Below are 13,754 nucleotides of genomic sequence, written 5' to 3'. Positions count from 1 at the left end.
GCCGGCCAGAATGGGAACTCTCGTCCAGACGCTCGCGAGCTCGTCGAGCACGCTGAGCACGTATGCCGCGGGCCTCGCCACGCACGAAGGTGAGGCGCACGCCGCCACCGGGGTGACGGCATACGCGTGGCTGCTCGTCGCGCTGCCGCTGCTCGGTGCTGCCGTGCTCCTCCTCGGCGGCCGCCGCACCGACAAGTTCGGGCCCGTGCTCGCGACCGCCCTCTCCTGGGGTGCGTTCGTCGTCGGCGCGCTCGTCTTCCTCGCCATGCTCGGCCGTGGCGCCGAGGACCGCGCGGTCGGCATCGACCTCTTCGACTGGGTCGCCGCCGGCTCGTTCAAGGTGAGCGCGGGGCTGCTCGTCGACCAGCTGTCCATGGTCTTCGTGCTGCTCATCACCTTCGTCGGCTCGCTCATCCACGTGTACTCGATCGGGTACATGGAGCACGACCCCGACAAGCGGCGCTTCTTCGCCTACCTCAACCTCTTCGTCGCGGCGATGCTCCTGCTCGTCCTCGCCAACTCCTACCTGCTGCTCTACGTCGGCTGGGAGGGTGTGGGCCTCGCGAGCTACCTGCTCATCGGCTTCTGGAACTACAACCCGGCCTACGCGACCGCGGCCAACAAGGCGTTCGTCGCCAACCGCGTCGGCGACTTCGGTCTGTCCATCGCGATCATGGTGATGTTCTTCCACTTCGGGGCCGTCGACTTCGCGACGGTGCTCGGCGAGGCCGGCACCAACGCCAACCAGGGCTTCATGACGGCGATCGGCCTCATGCTCCTGCTCGGTGCCTGCGGCAAGTCGGCGCAGTTCCCGCTCCAGAGCTGGCTAGGTGACGCCATGGCCGGCCCGACGCCGGTCTCGGCGCTCATCCACGCCGCGACCATGGTGACCGCGGGTGTCTACCTCGTCGTGCGCTCGGCGCCGATCTTCGAGGCTGCGCCCACGGCCCAGCTCGTCGTCGTCATCGTCGGCGCGATCACGCTGCTCTTCGGGGCGATCGTCGGCTGCGCCAAGGACGACATCAAGAAGGCCCTCGCGGCCTCGACGATGAGCCAGATCGGCTACATGATGCTCGCCGCCGGCCTCGGCCCGGTCGGCTACGCGTTCGCGATCTTCCACCTGCTGACGCACGGCTTCTTCAAGGCCGGGATGTTCCTCGGGGCCGGCTCGGTCATGCACGGCATGAACGACCAGGTCGACATGCGCCGCTTCGGCGGGCTGTCCGGCGCCATGAAGATCACGTGGGCGACGTTCGCGCTCGGCTGGCTCGCGATCCTCGGCGTGCCCCCGTTCTCGGGCTTCTGGTCCAAGGACAAGATCATCGAGGCCGCCTTCATCGGCGAGGGCTGGCGTCCGTGGGTCTTCGGCATGACCGCCCTCATCGGTGCCGGCATCACGGCCTTCTACATGTCGCGCCTGTTCTTCATGACCTTCCACGGCAAGAAGCGCTGGACCGACGACGTGCACCCGCACGAGTCGCCGAAGCTGATGACCGTCCCGATGATCGTCCTCGCGGCCGGCTCGGCCTTCCTCGGCCTCATCATCGGCCCGACGGGGATGTTCACCACGTGGCTCGAGCCGGTCACCGGCGCCGAGCCCGAGGGCGCGCACCCGGTCATCCCGGTGCCGGTCCTCATGGCCCTGACGCTCGTCCTCGTCGCCGCCGGTGCGGCGCTGGCGTGGCTGCGCTACTGGCGTGACGAGGTGCCGACCCAGGCCCCGGCGGGCTCGCTGCTCACGCAGGCCGCGCGCAAGGACCTCTACCAGGACCAGGTCAACGAGGCCCTCCTCATGCGACCCGGCATCCACCTCACGCGCTCGCTCGTCTTCGCGGACAGCAAGGGCGTGGACGGTGCGGCCGGTGGCCTCGCCGCCCTCGTCGGCGGGACGAGCTCCCGCCTGCGCAAGCTGCAGAACGGCTTCGCGCGCTCCTATGCCCTGACGATGCTCGCTGGTGTCGTCGCCATCCTCGGTGCTCTTTGGGTGATGTCCTGATGACCGCAATGTCCACCGTCCCCTGGCTGACGATCCTCGGCCTCATCCCTCTCGTGGGCGCGCTCGTCGTCGCCTTCGTGCCGGGGAGCGCCGAGAACGCCAAGCGGATGGCGATCGGGTTCTCGCTCGTCACGCTCGTCGTCGGCATCGTCGCCGCGACGCAGTTCGACCGTGCCTCGAGCGCGCAGTTCCAGCTCGGTGAGCAGCACTCGTGGATCCCGCAGTTCGGCGTCAGCTACGCGCTCGGCGTCGACGGCATCGCGCTCGTGCTCATCCTCATGGCGCTCGTGCTCACGCCGATCTGCCTGCTCGCCGCCTGGCACGACGTGCCCGAGGAGGCCGGCCCGCGCGGCGGCCAGCGCGTCAAGACGTACTTCGCGCTCATCCTCGTGCTCGAGACGTTCATGGTCGGGGTGTTCGCCGCCACCGACGTGTTCCTCTTCTACGTCTTCTTCGAGGCCATGCTCATCCCGGTCTACTTCCTCATCGGCCGCTTCGGCGGGCCGCGCCGGCAGTACGCCGCGATGAAGTTCCTGCTCTTCTCGCTGGCCGGCGGGCTCATCATGCTCGTCGCCGTCATCGCCCTCTACCTCCAGGGCCCCGGCGGCACCGACGGCTTCCTCATCGAGCGCCTCACCGGTCTCTCGCTCGACCCGACCACCGAGCGGCTGCTCTTCGTCGGCTTCTTCTTCGCCTTCGCGGTGAAGGCGCCAATGGTGCCGTTCCACACGTGGCTGCCCGACGCCGCCACCGAGTCCTCGCCGGCGACGGCCACGCTGCTCGTCGGCGTGCTCGACAAGGTCGGCACGTTCGGGATGATCCGCTTCTGCCTCCAGCTCTTCCCGGAGGCGAGCACGTGGGCGACGCCCGTCGTCGTGGCCCTCGCGGTGCTCTCCGTCATCTACGGTGCGCTCCTCGCGATCGGGCAGACCGACATGATGCGCCTCGTGTCCTACACCTCGGTGAGCCACTTCGGCTTCATCGTGCTGGGCATCTTCGCCTTCACCAACGTCGGCCACGCGGGCTCCACGCTCTACATGGTCAACCACGGCTTCTCGACGGCGGCGCTCTTCCTCTTCGCGGCCATGCTCGTGCGCCGTCGGGGGAGCAAGCGCATCCCCGACTTCGGTGGCTGGCAGCGCATCACGCCGGCCCTCGCGGGCATCTTCCTCGTCGCGGGCCTCTCGGGCCTGGCCCTGCCGGGTCTGTCGAGCTTCGTGTCGGAGTTCCTCGTCCTCGTGGGCAGCTTCCCGACGCAGCCGGTGGCCGCCGTCATCGCGACGGCCGGCATCATCCTCGCCGCGCTCTACATCCTGCTCATGTACAAGAAGGTCATGACCGGCCCGAAGCCCGAGGGCCTCGTGGGCGAGCGCGAGCACGACCGGCTCGACGAGCCCGGTCGTCGCGGCCTCACCGCCGTGCGTGACCTGACGACGCGCGAGAAGCTCGTCGCCGCGCCGCTGATCGCCGCGTTCCTCGTGCTCGGCTTCCTGCCGAACCTCGCGCTCAACGTGATCAACCCGGCCGTCGACAAGACCCTGTCGCACGTCCAGCAAGCCATTCCGAACCTCAACCCGGCCGGCACCGTGGCCGAAGGGAGCTCGAAGTGACCGCCGTCGCTCCGCTGGCGCTGCCCACGCTTCCCGCAGCGTTCCAGCAGTCGAACGTCGACTACCTCGCGATCCTGCCGTTGCTCATCGTCTTCGGCACGGCGCTCATCGGCGTCCTCGTCGAGGCGTTCGCCGCGCGTGAGCGGCGCCACGCCATCCAGGTGACCCTCGCGGTCGTGGGCCTGCTCGCCGCCGCGGCGTCGATCATCCTCGCGGCCAAGCACCAGGGCCTGACGATGGGCCTGACGGACGGCTCGACCAACCGGCAGCTCTTCGCCCTCGCCATCGACGGCCCGGCCCTGTTCATGCAGGCCACGATCCTGCTCATGGGTGTTCTCGGCGTCCTGACGATGGCCGAGCGCTTCGGCGGCGTCGGCCCCGACGCGTTCACCCCGAGCGGTGCGTCGACGCCGGGCTCGGCCACCGAGACGGCCGCCGCCCGCGCGGGCGCGCTGACGTCCGAGGTCTTCCCGCTGACGATGTTCGCGATCTTCGGCATGATGCTCTTCCCGACGACGAACGACCTCATCGGCATGTTCGTCGCCCTCGAGGTGCTCTCGCTGCCGCTCTACATCCTCTCGGGCCTGGCCCGTCGCCGTCGCCTGCTCTCGCAGGAGGCGTCGCTGAAGTACTTCCTCCTCGGTGCGTTCAGCTCGGCCTTCTTCCTCTTCGGCACGGCCCTGCTCTACGGCTACGCCGGCTCGGTCTACTTCGGCGACCTGTCCAAGGCGATCGCCGCCGGACCGCTCGCGATGAACGGCCTGCTCCTGCCCGGCGCGTTCCTCGTCTTCGTCGGCCTGCTCTTCAAGGTCGGTGCGGTGCCGTTCCACGCGTGGACCCCCGACGTCTACCAGGGCGCCCCGACGCCGGTCACCGGCTTCATGGCGGCGTGCACCAAGGCCGCCGCGTTCGGCGCGATCCTGCGACTCGCCTACGTCGGCCTCGACACCGGCCGGTGGGAGTGGACCAACGCGCTCGTCCTCGTCGCGCTGCTGACGATGGTCGTCGGTTCGGTGCTGTCGGTGACGCAGACCGACATGAAGCGCCTGCTCGCCTACTCCTCGATCGCGCACGCCGGGTTCATCCTCGTCGGCGTCCTCGCCTTCGACCGCAAGGCCGTCGGCGCGGTGCTCTTCTACCTCGTCGCCTACGGCTTCTCGACGATCGCGGCCTTCGCCATCGTCTCGCTCGTGCGCCAGAACGGCGCCGAGGCCACGCACCTGTCGCAGTGGGCCGGGCTCGGCAAGCGCTACCCGGTCGTGGCCGGTGCGTTCGCCTTCCTCATGCTCGCCTTCGCCGGCATCCCGCTGACCTCGGGCTTCGTCTCGAAGTTCGGCGTATTCTCGGCGGCCGTCGGCACGGGTGGCGCGACGGGCACGGTCCTCGCGGTCGTCGGTGTCGTGTGCAGCGCGATCACCGTCTTCGTCTACGCCCGGGTCATCGTCCTGATGTTCTTCAGCGACGCCCCGGACGACGCCGTCGAGGTCGTGACGCCGTCGGTGTCGACGACCTTCTCGATCGCCATCGGCACCCTGATCACGCTCGCCCTCGGTGTCCTGCCGTCGGCGCTGCTCGACCTGGCCGACCGCGCCTCCCAGTTCGTCCGATGACGGCGTGCGCTCGGCACCAGGCTCGTCCGTCAGGTCACGGGGTTCGATGACGACGCACGCCACCCCGCCGGTCCTCGGGATCCCCGGGGCCACCGCGGACCTGTCGGCACGCCTGCGTGACGGGCTCGGCCGGGTCGACGCGCTGCTCACGCAGGTCGTCGACCACGACGACCCGTTCATCGCGGGGGCGTCGGGGCATCTCGTCGAGGCAGGCGGCAAGCGGTTCCGCCCGATGCTGACCCTCCTCGCGGCCGAGCTCGGCGACGGCATCAACGACGACGTCGTCAGTGCCGCCGCGGGCGTCGAGCTGACCCACCTGGCCTCGCTCTACCACGACGACGTCATGGACGAGGCGAGCGTGCGTCGCGGCGTCGCCTCGGTCAACGCGGCCTACGACAACTCGACGGCGATCCTCGTCGGCGACCTCCTCTTCGGCAAGGCGTCCGAGCTCGTCGCGGGTCTGGGGGCCGAGGCCGTGCTCATCCAGGCGCAGACGTTCGTCCGGCTGTGCTCCGGCCAGATCCGCGACGACCGCGCCTGCCCCGAGGGCGTCGACCCCGTCGACTACTACCTCGGCGTGCTCGCCGACAAGACGGGCGTGCTCATCGCGACGGCGGGCCGCTACGGCGTCATGTTCAGCGGGGGCTCCGAGGAGACGGTCGAGATCATGCGGTCCTACGGCGAGAAGGTCGGCATCGCCTTCCAGCTCGCCGACGACCTCATCGACATCGCGTCGGACGCCGACGACAGCGGCAAGATCCCGGGCACCGACCTTCGTGAGGGTGTGGACACGCTGGCCGTGCTGCGCTTCCGGGCCATGGCCGACCCCGACGATTCCTCGGACGCGCGCCTGCTCGAGCTCCTCGACGGAGACCTCGCCGACGACGCCGCGCTGGCCGAGGCCCTGGGGCTGCTCCGGGCCCACCCGGCCCTCGCGCTGGCGCGCGACGAGACGTATGCCGTCGCCCGCGAGGCGCAGGCCCTGCTCGACCCGCTGCCCGACAGTGACGCGAAGGCGGCCCTGCAGGCCCTCGCCCTGTCCGTCGTCGACCGCGTCGGCTGACCTTCCCCTCGCGACCACCCACACCCCAAGGTCGATCCACCCGTCGAGTGGTCGTTTCGGTTCGGATGCGGCGCGTGCGGGAGTGACCACTCGAGTGACTCGCGGGTCCCAAGACCGTCGAGTGGTCGTTTCGGTTCGGGTGCGGCGCGTGCGGGAGTGACCACTCGAGTGACTCGCGGGTCCCGAGACCGTCGAGTGGTCGTTTCGGTTCGGGTGCGGCGCGTGCGGGAGTGACCACTCGAGTGACTCGCGGGTCGCAAGACCGTCGAGTGGTCGTTTCGGTTCGGGTGCGGCGCGTGCGGGAGTGACCACTCGAGTGAGATCGGGGGGTCCCGGGGCGGGGTGACGCTGGGTAGGGTGCAGACCATGCATCGCCGCCTGTCGCCGCCCGTCGCGGCGCGCCTCTCGGCGGCGACCGCCGACCTGCCGGGTCCCCTCGCCGTCGTCGACCTCGACGCCTTCGACGCCAACGCCGCGACTCTCGTGGAGCTCGCCGCCGGCGTGCCGATCCGCATCGCGACGAAGTCGCTGCGCAGCCGGCCCCTCATCGAGCGGGCCCTCGGGCGCGACGGCTTCGAGGGCCTCATGTGCTACGCCGTGCGCGAGGCCCTGTGGTGGGCGCGTGACGGCCACGACAACCTCCTCGTCGCCTACCCGAGCGTCGACGTGCCGGCCCTCGTCGAGCTCGCCGCCGACCCGGCCCTGACCAGGGCCGTCATCGTCATGGTCGACAGCGTCGAGCACGTCGACTTCATCGCCCGCGAGGTGCCCGGCCACGAGGGGCTGCGCGTGGCCATCGACGTCGACGCGTCGCTCCGGGTCGGCCCGGCCCACATGGGGGTGCGCCGGTCGCCGACCCGCACCCCGGCCGACGTCGAGACAGTCATCCGTCGCGCCCAGGAGCACGGCCTCGTCGTGGCCGGCCTCATGTTCTACGACGCCCAGATCGCCGGGCTGCCCGACTCCTCGCCCGTCGTGCGCCGGATGAAGAAGGTCTCCGACGCCGAGCTGCGCACCCGACGGGCCGAGGTCGTGGCGGCCGCGCGGGCCCTCGCCGACCTCGAGCTCGTCAACGGCGGCGGCACCGGCAGCCTGCACGTCACGCACCTCGACCCGTCCCTCACCGAGCTCGCCGCGGGGTCGGGCCTCTTCGCACCGACCCTCTTCGACGGCTACGACGCGCTCTCGCTCCGGCCCGCTGCCTACTTCGCCGCCCCGGTCGTGCGCCGGCCCGGCGCGGGGATGGTGACGGCATACGGCGGTGGCTACGTCGCGTCCGGGCCGCCCGGATGGTCCCGCGTGCCGAGCCCACTGCCCGAGCACGACGTCGCGCTGATCCGGCGCGAGGGAGCCGGCGAGGTCCAGACGCCCCTCGAGGGAGCAGGCGCCGACCGTCTCTCACTGGGTGATCGGATATGGTTCCGGCACGCCAAGGCGGGGGAGCTGGCCGAGCGCTTCACGGAGTTCGCGCTCGTCAGCAGCGACGGAGGCGACCGGGTCGTCGGACGGGCCGCGACCTATCGTGGGGAAGGGCAGTGTTTTGGCTGACAGCGTGGGTGGCGTGAAGCGCCGCGTCGTACGCAGCATCGACTGGTCCAACTGGGCCGGCACCGAGTCCTCGAAGCTCGCGCGCGTGGCGACTCCGCGCAGCGAGGCAGAGGTCGTCGAGGAGGTCGTGCGGGCTGCGGACCGCGGGCTGCGGGTCAAGGCGATCGGCGCCGGCCACTCGTTCACCGGCGTGGCCGTGACGGACGGGGTGCAGCTGCGCCTCGGCGCCCTGAGCGGGGTCACCTCGATCGACTCGACGCGCGGTGAGGCCACGGTGCGCGCCGGCACCCCGCTGCACGTCCTCAACGAGGAGCTCGAGGCGTTCGGCTACGCCCTACCCAACCTCGGCGACATCGACCGGCAGAGCCTCGCGGGCGCCACCGGCACCGGGACGCACGGCACGGGGCTGCGCCTCACGGGCCTGTCCGCCGGCATCCGGGCGCTGCGCATCGTCCTTGCCGACGGGTCGCTCGTCGACTGCTCACCGACGCACGAGCCCGAGCTCTTCCAGGCCGCCCGTCTCGGGCTCGGCGCGCTCGGCATCGTCACCGAGATCACCGTCGCCGTCGTGCCCGCCTTCCTGCTCCATGCCGTCGAGCGGCCCGAGTCGCTGACGGACGTGCTGGCCCACGCCGACGTCTCGGCCGAGGCCAACGACCACTTCGAGTTCTACTGGTTCCCGCACACCGACCGGGCCCTGACCAAGCGCAACAACCGTGTGCCCGAGGGCACGGCGCGTCGGCCGCTGCCCGCCTGGCGCGAGAAGCTCGACGACGACCTGCTGAGCAACCGCTTCTTCGAGCTGACCAACCGCGTCGCCACCCGCGTGCCGCGGTCGACGAGGAGCATCAACGCCATCGCGTCACGCGCCCTGAGCGAGCGCCAGTTCACCGACAGCTCGCACAAGGTCTTCGTCACGGCGCGCGAGGTGCGTTTCATGGAGTCGGAGTGGGCCTTCCCGCGGGCGAGCCTCTCCGAGGTGCTGCTCGAGCTGCGCGAGTGGGTCGACACCCATGACGAGCGGATCTCCTTCCCCGTCGAGTGCCGCGTGGCCGCCGCCGACGACGTCTGGCTCTCGACGGCCTACGAGCGCCAGAGCTGCTACATCGCGATCCACAGGTACCACCGTCAGGGGCGGGGCGCCTACTTCGACGCCTTCGAGGCCATCGCCGTCAACCACGGCGGCCGCCCGCACTGGGGCAAGATCCACACGCGCGGCGCCGACTACCTCCGGAGCGTCTACCCGCGGTTCGACGACTTCCTCGCGGTGCGCGACCGCGTCGACCCGCAGCGCCGCTTCGCCAACCCCTACCTCGAGCGGGTCCTCGGCGCCTGAGCGCCGCGGCGCCGGCGCGATGGCGTATGCCGTGTGGCCGCTCAGCGCTCGGCGCGCGCCGAGCGCTGCCGCTCCCAGGCGAGGCGCAGCGAGCGCCTGATGGCGTCGTCGTCGCCCGCGAGGTCGGCCTGCACCTTGGTGTGCGCCTCCCACCGTGGCGGCACCCCGAAGGTGTCGGGGTGGGCGGTGACGAGCTTCTCACGGTCGCGGCCACCGAGCCGGACGAGCAGGGTGCCGGCGGCGTCGGCGCGGGCCACGAGGAGCCCGTCGACGTACCACGCACGGTGTCCGCTGGTGCGCTTGGCGCGGACCCCGTCGAGCGTGCGGAGGTAGGCGTCGACGTCGTCCAGGGTCATCCTGCGACGGTAGACCGCGAGGCGGCGGACGCAGGGCTTCGCGCGGACGCGATCGGTGTCGGCTGTCGGCGGAGCTGCCTACGGTGGGTCAGGACGGAACCGACCGCGAGGAGTTGCGATGACCGAGCACACCGGGCAGAGGACCTATCCCGAGGGCGTGACGTCGTGGGTCGACACCGAGCAGGACGACGTCGACGCCGCGGCCGACTTCTACAGCGGGCTGTTCGGGTGGACCTTCAGCGAGGCCACCCCGCCGGGGGTCCCGTTCCGCTATCTCGTCGCCCAGCTCGACGGCCGCGACGTCGGAGGTCTCGGTGGCCCACAGACACCGACGGGCGACGGCGGTCCTGAGGGCGCGGCGCGGTGGCACACCTACATCGCGGTCGACGACGGCGACGCGGCGGTCCGGCGCGTCGAGCAGGCCGGGGGAGTGGTCGTCCAGCCGCCGACGGCGGCGGGCGAGGGGGGCAGGTCGGCCGTCGTGCGCGACCCGCAGGGACTCGAGGTCCGCCTCTGGGAGGCCAGGCGCCGTCTCGGCTCGCAGGTGACCAACGTCCCGGGTGCCTGGAACTTCAGCGACCTGCACACCGACGACCTGGCCTCGGCGCAGCAGTTCTACGGACAGGCCTTCGGCTGGGACTTCGTCGACGTCGGCTTCGCGACGATGATCCGGGTGCCCGGCTACGGCGACCACCTCGCGTCGACCGTCGACCCGGGCATCCACGAGCGTCAGGCGGGAGCCCAGGTCCCGGCCGGCTTCGCCGACGCGATCGGCTGGGTCGTGCCCGTCGCGCCCGGTGCCGAGCCCGGGTGGCACGTGACCTTCACCGTCGCCGAGCGTGACGCCGCGGCCGAGCGCGTCGAGCGGCTCGGCGGGTCCGTGGTCCGCACCGGCGACAGCGACTGGACCCGCACCGCCGTCGTCCGCGACCCGCAGGGCGCCGTCTTCACGGTCAGCCAGTTCCTCGGTTGATCCGCGGCGCGACCCGGCCCGACGGCATACGTCCTCGGCGCCGGTTGCTGGGGTGCCCTCAGGCTCCGGTGTCCGGCCGGGTCATCGAGAGGACGTCGAGGGCCTCGTCGAGCTGCTCCTCGGTGAGCTTCCCGTCGGACACGTGACCCTGCGCGATGACGACGTCGCGGATCGTGCGGCGCTCCTTGACGGCCTGCTTGACCACGCCTGCCGCCGCCTCGTAGCCGAGGTAGCGGTTGAGCGGGGTGACGATCGAGGGTGAGCCCTCGGCGAGCGCCCGCGCGTGCTCGACCTCGGCGGTGATGCCGTCGATGCACCGGTCGGCGAGGAGCCGGCTCGTCGAGGCGAGCAGCCCGATCGACTCGAGGACGTTCTTGGCCATGACCGGCAGCATGACGTTGAGCTCGAAGTTGCCCGCGGCCCCGGCCGTGGTGATGGTGACGTCGTTGCCGATGACCTGCGCGCACGCCATGAGGGTCGCCTCGGGCACGACCGGGTTGACCTTGCCGGGCATGATGCTCGACCCGGGCTGCAGGTCGGGCAAATGGATCTCGCCGAGGCCGGTGCGGGGCCCGGAGCTCATCCAGCGCAGGTCGTTGCAGATCTTCGTCAGGCTCACGGCCACGACCTTGAGCGCCCCGGACAGCTCGACGACGGCGTCCTGCGCCGACTGCGCCTCGAAGTGGTTCGCCGCCTCGCGGAACGGGATGCCGGTGACGCCCGACACGCGCTCGATCACCCTGCGGGCAAAGCCCGGTGCCGCGTTGAGGCCGGTGCCCGCGGCCGTGCCACCGAGGGGCAGCTCGCTCGTCGCCTCGGCGGCGGTGCGCACCCGGCTCGCCCCGAGCTCGATCTGCCGCCGGTAGCCGCCGAACTCCTGGCCGAGCGTCACGGGCACGGCGTCCATGAGATGGGTGCGTCCGGCCTTGACGACATCGGCGAACTCGGCCTCCTTGCGACCGAGTGCGAGCGCCAGGTGCTCGAGGGCCGGCACGAGGTCGAGGACGCTGGCCGTCGTCGCCGCGATCCGCAGGGCGCTCGGGAAGGTGTCGTTGCTCGACTGGCCCGCGTTGACGTGGTCGTTGGGGTGGACGTCGAGGTCGCTCGCGAGATGTGCGATCCGTGCCACGACCTCGTTGACGTTCATGTTGGTCGACGTGCCGGAGCCGGTCTGGAAGACGTCGATCGGGAACTCGTCGTCGTGGGCGCCGTCCGCGACCTCGCCGGCTGCGGTCGAGATGGCCCGGGCCCGGTCGGCGTCGAGGACGCCGAGCTCGGCGTTGACGTCTGCGGCGGCGGCCTTGAGCCGGGCGAGGGCGTGGACGACGCCCGGCGGCACCGGCTGCCCGCTGATCGGGAAGTTCTCGACGGCCCGCGCGGTCTGCGCGCCCCACAACGCGTCGGCGGGCACCTGCACGTCGCCCATCGAGTCGTGCTCGGTCCGGAAGCCCTGCCCTGCCACGTCGCTCATGCCCCCATCATGCGCCAGCCCCGCCCGCGCGGCAGCGCGACGGTTCGGGGGCCGCGGCGCGGGAACCGGTGGGGTAGGGCCCGGATGGTGACGGTTCGGGGGCCGCGGCGCGGGAACCGGTGGGGTAGGGCCCGGATGGTGACGGTTCGGGGGCCGCGGCGCGGGAACCGGCGGGGGTGGGTCAGGGGGTGGTGCGAGCGGTGGACGGCTCGTCGTGGTGCGCCGTTCCCGGACACCCCTCGGAGCCGGCGCACGACCACCCGGCCGGTACCGCCGGCGTATGCCGTGTCGTGCCCACCGTGCCCACCGGGCCCACCGTGACCGCCTCGCCGTCCCGCTCGCCGCCCGTCGCGTCCGGGCCGGACGGCGCACGCGTCGGGTTGCGGATGAGCAGCCACGACACGACACCGCCGGCCCCGAGCAGCCCGGCGCAGATGAGCATCGCCGTCCGGTAGGCCGACGAGAACGCTTCCGGGACGGCGTAGTCCGAGCCACTGAGCCCCACGACGGCCGGCAGCGCCGCGACGGCGAGGAGACTGCCCGCACGGGCGACGGCGTTGTTGACGCCGCTGGCCACACCGGCGTAGCGGTCGGGCGCCGCGGCGAGGACCGTCGCCGTCAGCGGCGCGACGAGCAGGGTGAGCCCGAGGCCGAAGACGGAGATGCCGGGCAGGACGCCGGTCCAGTAGGTCGAGCCCGCGCCCACGCCCGACAGCAGCAGGGCGCCGACCCCGCACACGACCGGGCCCACGGTCATCGGCAGGCGCGGCCCGATGCGCGAGGCGAGCTCCCCGCCCCGTGCGGCGAAGAGGAGCATGAGCACGGTCACCGGGAGCGAGGCCATGCCGGCGAGCAGCGGGCCGTAGCCGAGCACGGTCTGGAGCTGGAGGGTGAGGAAGAAGAAGACGGCGCCCAGGGCGGCATAGACGAGCAGGGTCATCGCGTTGGCCGCGCTGAACTGGCGTGACGCGAAGAGGGCCGGCGGGACCATCGGGTGCGAGGTGCGGCGCTCGACGACGACGAAGACCGCACCGATGGCGAGGCCCACGAGACCCACGCCCACCGCCGCCGCAGGTCCGAGCGTCTCGTGCTGGATGAGGGCGAAGGTCGTCGTCCCGAGGGCGAGCGTCGCCAGCACCGCGCCGGTCACGTCGAACCGGTGGTCGGCCCGCTCGTCCCGCGTCTCGGGGACGTGCAGCTGTGCGATCCAGACGGTCGCGGCACCGAGCGGCAGGTTGACGAGGAAGGCCCACCGCCAGCTGGCGTACTGCACGAGCCACCCGCCGACGAAGGGGCCGAGGGCCGCCGCGATGCCACCGAGCCCGGACCACGTGCCGATGGCCTTGCCCCGGTCGTCGGGACGGAAGGACGCCTGGATCATCGAGAGGCTGCCCGGCGTCAGCAGTGCGCCACCGACGCCCTGGAGCACCCGGGCGACGATGAGCTGGACCGGTGTCTGGGCGAGTCCGCACGCGGCGGAGGCGATGGTGAACCACACGACCCCGATGACGAAGACCCGGCGTCGTCCGAAGCGGTCACCGAGCGAGCCGCCGAGCAGGATGAGCGAGGCGAGCGCGAGCAGGTAGCCGTTGGTGATCCACTGCAGCTCCGCGAGGCTCGCGCCGAGCTCCTCGCCGATCCGGACGAGGGCGACGTTGACCACGGTCCCGTCGAGCAGGGCCATGCCCGAGCCGAGCACGGCGGCCGCGATGACGAAACGGCCGGTGCGGGAGCCCAGGACGACGTCGCTCACACCGGCAGTCTGTCACCGCAGGCGCGGCGACCGGGGCT

10 protein-coding genes are annotated in these 13,754 nt (G+C 71.7%); 7 read left to right on the top strand and 3 right to left on the bottom strand.

Annotation, left to right across the window (positions count from 1 at the left end):
- Positions 1–10 precede the first annotated feature (10 nt).
- The 6 genes from nuoL to ACSQ2D_RS16660 all read left to right on the top strand — a co-directional run bounded on the left by nuoL (position 11) and on the right by ACSQ2D_RS16660 (position 9,163).
- A complete protein-coding gene (nuoL, locus tag ACSQ2D_RS16685) occupies positions 11–1,996 on the top strand; it encodes an NADH-quinone oxidoreductase subunit L (protein ID WP_435987045.1) in 1,986 nt (661 codons plus the stop codon).
- Between the two features lie 8 nt (positions 1,997–2,004).
- Positions 2,005–3,606 carry an NADH-quinone oxidoreductase subunit M gene (locus ACSQ2D_RS16680; protein WP_435987870.1) on the top strand — a complete coding sequence of 534 codons (1,602 nt, stop codon included), beginning with the start codon at positions 2,005–2,007 and terminating at the stop codon, positions 3,604–3,606.
- On the top strand, positions 3,603–5,216 hold the full coding sequence (gene nuoN / locus ACSQ2D_RS16675; RefSeq protein WP_435987044.1) for an NADH-quinone oxidoreductase subunit NuoN: 1,614 nt from the start codon (positions 3,603–3,605) through the stop codon (positions 5,214–5,216). Before ACSQ2D_RS16680 ends, nuoN begins: the two co-directional genes overlap by 4 nt.
- Positions 5,217–5,262: 46 nt before the next feature.
- A complete protein-coding gene (locus ACSQ2D_RS16670; RefSeq protein WP_435987043.1) occupies positions 5,263–6,279 on the top strand; it encodes a polyprenyl synthetase family protein in 1,017 nt (338 codons plus the stop codon).
- 366 nt (positions 6,280–6,645) lie between these two features.
- On the top strand, positions 6,646–7,827 hold the full coding sequence (locus tag ACSQ2D_RS16665) for an alanine racemase (protein WP_435987042.1): 1,182 nt from the start codon (positions 6,646–6,648) through the stop codon (positions 7,825–7,827).
- Between the two features lie 4 nt (positions 7,828–7,831).
- The gene (locus tag ACSQ2D_RS16660; RefSeq protein ID WP_435987041.1) at positions 7,832–9,163 is read left to right on the top strand and encodes a D-arabinono-1,4-lactone oxidase; all 1,332 of its coding nucleotides are present in this window, start codon (positions 7,832–7,834) and stop codon (positions 9,161–9,163) included.
- Between the two features lie 41 nt (positions 9,164–9,204).
- Here ACSQ2D_RS16660 and ACSQ2D_RS16655 read toward each other — a convergent pair whose 3' ends face one another.
- Positions 9,205–9,519 (bottom strand): hypothetical protein, encoded by a 315-nt coding sequence (locus ACSQ2D_RS16655; protein ID WP_435987040.1) that lies wholly within the window; start codon positions 9,517–9,519, stop codon positions 9,205–9,207.
- Positions 9,520–9,637: 118 nt separating this feature from the next.
- On the opposite strand from ACSQ2D_RS16655, the gene ACSQ2D_RS16650 reads away from it, so the two are divergent.
- The gene (locus ACSQ2D_RS16650; protein ID WP_435987039.1) at positions 9,638–10,492 is read left to right on the top strand and encodes a VOC family protein; all 855 of its coding nucleotides are present in this window, start codon (positions 9,638–9,640) and stop codon (positions 10,490–10,492) included.
- A gap of 58 nt (positions 10,493–10,550) precedes the next feature.
- Here the strand turns inward: ACSQ2D_RS16650 and ACSQ2D_RS16645 are convergent, their stop codons facing one another.
- Both ACSQ2D_RS16645 and ACSQ2D_RS16640 read right to left on the bottom strand, forming a co-directional pair.
- Entirely contained in the window at positions 10,551–11,963 is a 1,413-nt protein-coding gene (locus ACSQ2D_RS16645) for a class II fumarate hydratase (RefSeq protein ID WP_435987038.1), read from the bottom strand.
- 181 nt (positions 11,964–12,144) lie between these two features.
- Entirely contained in the window at positions 12,145–13,716 is a 1,572-nt protein-coding gene (locus tag ACSQ2D_RS16640; RefSeq protein WP_435987037.1) for an MFS transporter, read from the bottom strand.
- Between the last annotated feature and the right edge of the window lie 38 nt (positions 13,717–13,754).

This window comes from Terrabacter sp. LjRoot27, assembly GCF_964254175.1.
Lineage (GTDB): Bacteria > Actinomycetota > Actinomycetes > Actinomycetales > Dermatophilaceae > Terrabacter.
Note: the sequence above shows the minus strand (reverse complement) of the source record. Positions and strands in the feature narration are given on the sequence as shown.

What these genes read in the sequence shown, in the direction of transcription:
- ACSQ2D_RS16670 (WP_435987043.1), top strand. Translation starts at nt 5,263, where the DNA reads ATGACGACGCACGCCACCCCGCCGGTCCTCGGGATCCCCGGGGCCACC.
- ACSQ2D_RS16655 (WP_435987040.1), bottom strand. Translation starts at nt 9,519, where the DNA reads ATGACCCTGGACGACGTCGACGCCTACCTCCGCACGCTCGACGGGGTC.
- ACSQ2D_RS16645 (WP_435987038.1), bottom strand. Translation starts at nt 11,963, where the DNA reads ATGAGCGACGTGGCAGGGCAGGGCTTCCGGACCGAGCACGACTCGATG.
- ACSQ2D_RS16650 (WP_435987039.1), top strand. Translation starts at nt 9,638, where the DNA reads ATGACCGAGCACACCGGGCAGAGGACCTATCCCGAGGGCGTGACGTCG.
- nuoL (WP_435987045.1), top strand. Translation starts at nt 11, where the DNA reads ATGGGAACTCTCGTCCAGACGCTCGCGAGCTCGTCGAGCACGCTGAGC.
- ACSQ2D_RS16680 (WP_435987870.1), top strand. Translation starts at nt 2,005, where the DNA reads ATGTCCACCGTCCCCTGGCTGACGATCCTCGGCCTCATCCCTCTCGTG.
- ACSQ2D_RS16665 (WP_435987042.1), top strand. Translation starts at nt 6,646, where the DNA reads ATGCATCGCCGCCTGTCGCCGCCCGTCGCGGCGCGCCTCTCGGCGGCG.